The organism is Lutibacter sp., assembly GCF_040883305.1.
Lineage (GTDB): Bacteria > Bacteroidota > Bacteroidia > Flavobacteriales > Flavobacteriaceae > Lutibacter.
Genome location: NZ_JBFLKT010000246.1, coordinates 1 through 6,973, shown reverse-complemented (window position 1 = coordinate 6,973; position 6,973 = coordinate 1). Strand labels below are relative to the sequence as shown.

Annotated in this window: 3 protein-coding genes and 1 pseudogene; all 4 read right to left on the bottom strand. The window is 31.9% G+C overall.

The genetic code is table 11. The annotated features are described in order from the left end of the window. A pseudogene (locus tag AB1Z17_RS07780) lies at window positions 1–1,244 on the bottom strand (hypothetical protein); the annotation flags it as partial. Window positions 1,245–1,256: 12 nt separating this feature from the next. After that, on the bottom strand, window positions 1,257–3,809 hold the full coding sequence (locus AB1Z17_RS07775) for a TonB-dependent receptor (RefSeq protein ID WP_368051235.1): 2,553 nt from the start codon (window positions 3,807–3,809) through the stop codon (window positions 1,257–1,259). 461 nt (window positions 3,810–4,270) lie between these two features. Beyond that, window positions 4,271–5,845 carry a glucose-6-phosphate isomerase gene (gene pgi / locus AB1Z17_RS07770; protein WP_368051234.1) on the bottom strand — a complete coding sequence of 525 codons (1,575 nt, stop codon included), beginning with the start codon at window positions 5,843–5,845 and terminating at the stop codon, window positions 4,271–4,273. Window positions 5,846–5,851: 6 nt separating this feature from the next. Next, the coding region (locus AB1Z17_RS07765) for a peptidoglycan DD-metalloendopeptidase family protein (RefSeq protein ID WP_368051233.1) at window positions 5,852–6,973 on the bottom strand (1,122 nt) is incomplete at its 5' end.

The following is a 6,973-nucleotide window of genomic DNA, read 5'->3' as shown; positions in this document are numbered from 1 at the left end:
GTTGGTATTTTCCAAGCACCACCTTCATATGTGTAAAATGCTTCTTTTGATACTTTTGTTCCTACAACCTCATCATCTAAATCTTCATTACTCATAATTGCAGACCAAGAGTTTGCAACACGGATACCATCTAATATAGCAGTTGGACCACCACCACCTTGACGAATTCCTATTCTATGAGCTGAATTTCCAGTATTCCCAGTATTTGTAGTTTCAGGTGAAGTAGGTTCTGTAGCTTCAGCTGATGTTAAGACATATAAATTAGATGTACCTGTAGCTACATTATAAGAGGCAACAAGTAAGTAGGTTGTATCTAGATCAAAAGAAGTTGAACCATAAGTTAAAGAACTTGAGCTAGCACCAATACCAAATAACACTTTTCCTGCACCATCGCTTTTAGCACCAACTCTAGCAGAATAACTGTAGCTTCCATCTTCTTCCATAAGGTGGAAAAAATAAGTTCCATCCCCTACATCACTTAAATTTATTAAGGTACTTGAATACACAGTTCCAGATGTTATTATTGTTGAAAATGCACTATTAACATCTTCTGAACCAGAACTAGATAATACTAAAGAACCTCCAATATTTGAAGAAGGGTAACCATCCATTGTTAAACTTTCAGTACTATAAGCTAATTGGTTTGAAGCACCAGAATGATTTACCCATGCCCCTCCTGAGATTGTAGTTAAATCTCCAGCAGTTGCACCATAATCAAAGTTTTCTTCAAAAGAAACAGTTGGTGAAACAACATAAGCACTTCCTGTATATTGGTAATAAGATGCTGTTACATAATCACCTTCAGATGCCGAGCTGTATTTGTTAGCAATAATGTCTGCTAAATAATCTTTAGGTGTTACATCAGATTGAAAACCTAATAAATCACTTCCGCTTAAAGCATAATCTGATAATTCTAAACTGTAATCTTTTAAACCGAAAGCTCTTCCAATATAAAGTTGGTAGCTTACTAAAACAGATGAATTTTTTACCCAAAACTCATATTTTGGGATGCTAGATAATAAGCCTGGAATCATTGTTTTTGCATCACTTTCTGAGTTAAAGCTTCCAAAATTTAAATCCAAAGCATCATAGTCATCATCTGTTAATGTGTATTCATCCGTACCAACTTCTTCTCTAGGATCAGCAGCCTGTTGACCGTCTAAATCATCATAGATATCGTTCATAGGTTCACAGGCAGTAAAAACTAAGCCTAAAACCAGTATAAAATAAAATATTTTTTTCATAATTCTATATTTTTAAAAATTAACTTTAATTCCAACACTGTATGTTCTTCCATAACCGTAGTATACATTGGCATCAGTATAAGTGCCTGTACTACCTTCAAATGCATCAGAAACGTATTCTACATTAAATAAATTGTTGATATTCCCTGTTAATCTAGCATCGAAATCACCAATTTGGAATTTATGTGTTATGCCAAAGTCAAATAAGTTATAAGATGGCATTTTCCAAGGATCTTGTCTGAAGTTATCTGCCGTATTACTAGTTCTTCTATTTACATAAAATTTAGCATAAATATCACCTGCATAATTGTAATCTAAAGAAATCGAAGTAGAAGGTAGTAATTTATAAGTTGCACCTAATGCAAAAGTAGTTTGAGCAGCATCTGACACTTTTAAGTCTTTAGCATAAACTGTTTCTTCAGTTAATAAGTTTCCTCCTTCATCTCTAACAACTCCATACCCATCACTTTTCCAATTCCAATTACCAAGAGAAGCCATACCTGTAAGAGTTAATTTATCGTTTGCATTATATCTGAAATCTACTTCAACACCTTGATGTAAGGCATCTAGACCTGATAAACTTCCGTATAAGAAGTCACTAGTTGCATTTTGGTCCGGGTTTCTATAACTAAGTACTTTAGATTTATCTAGCCAAGATGTATTATAAATATTAACATTTGCAGAAAAGTTAGAACTTCTGTAACCATAACCAATTTCAGCACTAAAAACTTTTTCGTTTTCAGCATTTTCATTTACTTCGACTGATTGGTCGCTTGTAAATACAAAATCAGTTAAAAAAGGAGCTTTAGTGAAATACCCAACATTTGCAAATACATTGTTGGTGTCGTCAAGATTGTAATTGGCACCACCTTTTATTCCGTATTCTAAAAAGTTAACTTTTTCAGATTTTTCTGCACCTGAAGCATAATTTAAATATTCTTCTTTACTATATTGTACGTTAGAAGCAGATGTTGATAAAAATCCGGCTAATTTATCTTTAGAATATTCTAATTGAGCAAATAAACCACCTCTTACAACTTTACCATCATAGTCTTTATTAAGTTTATCACCTACTTTTAGAGGTTCTCCAGCATTGTTTCCTCCGTATGTGTTTAGCCAGAATTGACCACCTAATAAATCCATTAATTCATAATAATGTTTACCTACATAGTATCTTGCATCAATACCAGCTGTAAGTGCTAAAGTCTCTGATAAATCGGTTTTTAAAGTTGATAAAACACCATACCATTTGTGAGAGTTTTTAGAAGCTAATATAACATCTGAGGAGCCTGCTAAGCCATTTGCTATATTTTCCTCAACTACACGATCAAAATCAATTGGTTGGTCAAACCCACCTAATCTATATTCATCACTTCCAAGTTTACTTCCTCCATCTCTTCTTCCTCCACCACTTCCAAATGAAGCGTACAATGCAGTCGATATATTAGTTCTGTCGTTAATAGTCCAATAATGGTTTAAGGACATTTGTGGTTTGTGATAAAAATTATAAGAAAGATGTTCTACTTCCCCATCACGATAACCCCAATCAGGATTAAATCTTTTACCGCCTTGTTCAGTAGCCCTGTTTTGCGCTATTGTAAGGTTATTATATCTTTGACCATGCGTTTGTTGCGCACCAAATGCTGTAAAAGCTAATTTATGATTGGCATTAATAATTTTAGTTAAGTTAATGAAATAGTTATAACCATCAAATTGAGTTCCATCAACATAACCATCACCATTAATTTTCGCTGCAGAAACTGTTGCAGCAAAGTCATTATCCATTAAACCTGTTGAAAGTGTTACACCATATTTTTTGTAACCATCATTTCCAATACCATACCTAATGATTCCACCCATTTCAGCATCATAAGATTTAGAAATAATGTTTATAGTACCACCTATAGAAGGTACAGCTACTTTAGAAGCTCCTAAACCACGTTGTACCTGCATAGCACTTGTCACATCAGATAAACCTGCCCAGTTAGACCAATACACTCTACCGTTTTCCATATCATTTACAGGAATACCGTTAATCATAACGGCAATATTGTTAGATTCGAATCCTCTTAAATTAATTCTAGAATCTCCATATCCACCACCGGCTTTAGTAGCATATACCCCAGGTGTAGATTTTAAAATTTCAGGAAATTCTTGAGTTCCTAATTTCACTTCTATAGCTTCTGACTTAATTGTAGAAACGGCTACTGGTGTTTTTCTATCTACAGCAAAAGATACTGCTGTAATAATAATTTCTTCTAACGACTCTGCAGAAGGATTTAATGCAATAGATCCAAAGTTTTTAGACCCATTGAAAGTTAAATTTTTAGCTTCATATCCAACAAATGAAACTTCAATTGTACCATTAGAAATAGCTGTTTCTAATGTAAAATTTCCATCAAAATCTGTAGAAACTCCTGTGCTAGATCCTTTAACAACAATAGAAGCTCCAGGTAAAGGCTGACTAGTTTCGTCAACTACTTTTCCAGTAAGTTTTGTTTGAGCAAAAATAGTAGCAGAAGTACATAGTACTGCTACCATTAATAAATGTTTAAATTTTCTCATGTTTAAATTTTAATTTGAATTAAATGTCTTGCAAAAGTGCAAATTTTTGTTGATTCTACCTTTAATTAATTGTTAAATTTTAACAAATAATTAAGAAGAATAAATATACAAAAAATACAAGATTTTATTGATAATCAGGCAAGTGAAAATGATCAAATGTTAATAAACCTTAAGAGTTTGTTAAAAACTTTATGTTTTAATTATACTTTAATTTTTATTTGAAAGGATTTAGTTTAGCTGTTGCCTTCTCAGTTTAAAATTTAACTCTATTAAGAAAAGTTTTAACCTACATTTTCAGCAATTTTAGATACTAAAAATAGAAATTTTGAGGTTTTCAAAGATTAAGTAATTCTGTGTTCTTGTAAAAAACAAATCGAGAATAGCTGTTGTTTTTAAATTGCTATTCTCGATATTAATTTTAAAATTAAGAAGGTTGTAAATTATTTATTCCTTTCTATCTTTTATTGATTTTTTAGCAGGTTCTTATGCGCTAATTCTTTACCTAATTCTACTCCAAATTGATCAAAACTAAAGATATTCCAAATAATACCTTGAATAAATATTTTACACTCGTAAAAAGCAATTAAACCTCCCAAAGTTTTAGGAGTTAATTTTTCTATTAGAATAGCAGTACTTGGCTTGTTGCCTTCAAATATTTTAAAAGGAAGTAGGGTTTCTATCTCATCTATTTTACCTTGTGTTTTTAGGTCTAAATGAACTTCTTCTTTTGTTTTTCCTTCAGCTAAAGCCTGCGTTTGACCATAAAAATTAGCCATTAATTTTGTATGATGTTCTGTGTTACCATACAACGACTCTTTAAAACCAATAAAATCAGCAGGAATTAATTTAGTACCTTGGTGCAATAACTGCATAAATGCATGTTGCGAATTTGTACCTGGGCTTCCCCAAATTACATTTCCTGTTTGATAATTAACAGGATTTCCGTTTCTATCTACACTTTTACCATTACTTTCCATAATTGCTTGTTGTAGATATGGAGCTAACTTACTTAAGTATTGCGAATATGGTAAAATAACCTCGCTTTCACTTTTGAAAAAGTTCGTGTACCAAATACCAATTAAACTCGCAATAACAGGTGCGTTTTTTTCAAAAGGCGCGTTTTTAAAATGTTGGTCCATTCCAAAAGCTCCAATTAATAAATCTTTAAAATTTTTAAATCCAATAGCCAAACTAATTGTTAATCCAACAGTACTCCATAATGAAAAACGACCACCAACCCAGTCCCACATTGTAAAAATGTTATCGCTATCGATTCCAAATTCACTAACTGTTTTTAAATTTGTTGAAACAGCTACAAAATGTTTTGCAACATCTTTTTCTTCAGCAGTTTGCAAAAACCATTTTTTTATTGTGGTAGCGTTTGTTAATGTTTCTTGCGTGGTAAATGTTTTTGATACAATTACAAATAAGGTAGTTTCAGGATTTAAATTTTTGATAACTTCCTGAACATGGTCTCCATCTATATTTGAAACAAAATGAACATTTAAATGATTTTTATAATATTTTAAAGATTCAACAACCATATCAGGACCCAAATCGGATCCACCAATACCAATATTAACAACATCGGTAATAGACTTGTTTGTAAAACCTTTCCAATCTCCAGAAACAACTTTGTTTGTAAAAGATTCCATTTTGTTTAAGGTCTCTTTTATTTCTGGCATTACATTTTTTCCATCAACAAAAATTTCATCGTCAGATTGATTTCTAAGTGCTGTGTGTAATACGGCTCTTTTCTCAGTTTTATTTATTTTTTCTCCCGAAAAATAAGCATCCATGGCGCTTTTTAAATCAACTTCATTTGCCAATTCTAAAAGATACTCTATAGTTTCTTCTGTTATTCTGTTTTTAGAAAAGTCAAAATCGAACTCATCAAAATTGATTGTAAATTTTTCCTTTCTAGTTTTATCCGCATTAAATAACGATTTTAAATGAAGGTTCTTTCCTGTAGAATAATGGTTGGTAAGTTTTTGCCAAGCGTTGGTTTCAGTTGGGTTTACGTTTTTCATCATCATTTTATTTTATGAGTTTAATTCCGCTTCAGGAATACTTATTTCGTTAATTATTGTTGAATATTCTATGACATCCAATTGTTCCTTAATAGGTTTTATAAAATTAAAATACGTTGGTTTAACAGCTTCTTTCATAGGCTCTGCTGCGGGCAGTTTTTGTTTTAATGGATCTACTTGAACTCCATTTTTCCAAAAACGGTAACAAACATGCGGTCCAGATGTGTTCCCTGTCATACCAATAAATCCAATAATATCTCCTTGCTTTACAACGTCACCCACTTTAACATTTCTTCTACTCATATGTAAATATTGCGTACTATATGTGCTATTATGACGAATTTTTACATAGTTACCGTTACCTCCTTTTCTGCGAGATTCTGTAACAATTCCATTAGCTGTTGCCATAATTTCCGTTCCAATTGCTGCCGCAAAATCTGTTCCTTTGTGTGCCCTAATTTTATTTCCGTACAATGCAATTCTTCTTCTTAAATTATAGCGAGATGAAAGTCTTCCAAATTTTATCGGCATTTTTAGAAATTGACGACGTAAATTAGTTGCTTGGTCGTCAAAATAATCGGAAATGTTAAGTGTTGAATCTGCTACAAATTTAAATGCATAAAAAGGTTTACCGCCATGTTCAAAATAAGAGGCTTTTATTTCTCCAATCCCTACAGGAATTGTATCATTTATATATAATTGCTCATAAATTAATTTAAATTTATCTCCTTTTTGAAGTCTGGAAAAATCGATTGTCCACGCATAAATATCATCTGCCATTTTAAAAGTCAAGTAAGAGCTTAACCCTTGTTCTTCAACAGCTTCAGATAATGAGCTTTCAATAATACCAGATGCAGTTTTTAATTCGGTTCTTATTGGTTTTCTACCATTGTATGCAGTTGGAATTGAATCTTTAAAATCAATAACAGTATATCTAACTCTGGAATGTTTGTAAATAAAAACTTGCGCTTGTTCGGTAGAATCGTTTTTTGCTAAAATAGTGTAAGGAATACCACTTTTTATTCTTCGAACGTTAAAGGTATCTTTAATTTTATTTACAATTTCTAAAACTTTAGGATATGCGATATGGTGTCTGTCTAAAATTTCACTAAAATTTTCTCCAGATTTAATGGT

What these genes read in the sequence shown, in the direction of transcription:
- AB1Z17_RS07775 (WP_368051235.1), bottom strand. Translation starts at nt 3,809, where the DNA reads ATGAGAAAATTTAAACATTTATTAATGGTAGCAGTACTATGTACTTCT.
- pgi (WP_368051234.1), bottom strand. Translation starts at nt 5,845, where the DNA reads ATGATGATGAAAAACGTAAACCCAACTGAAACCAACGCTTGGCAAAAA.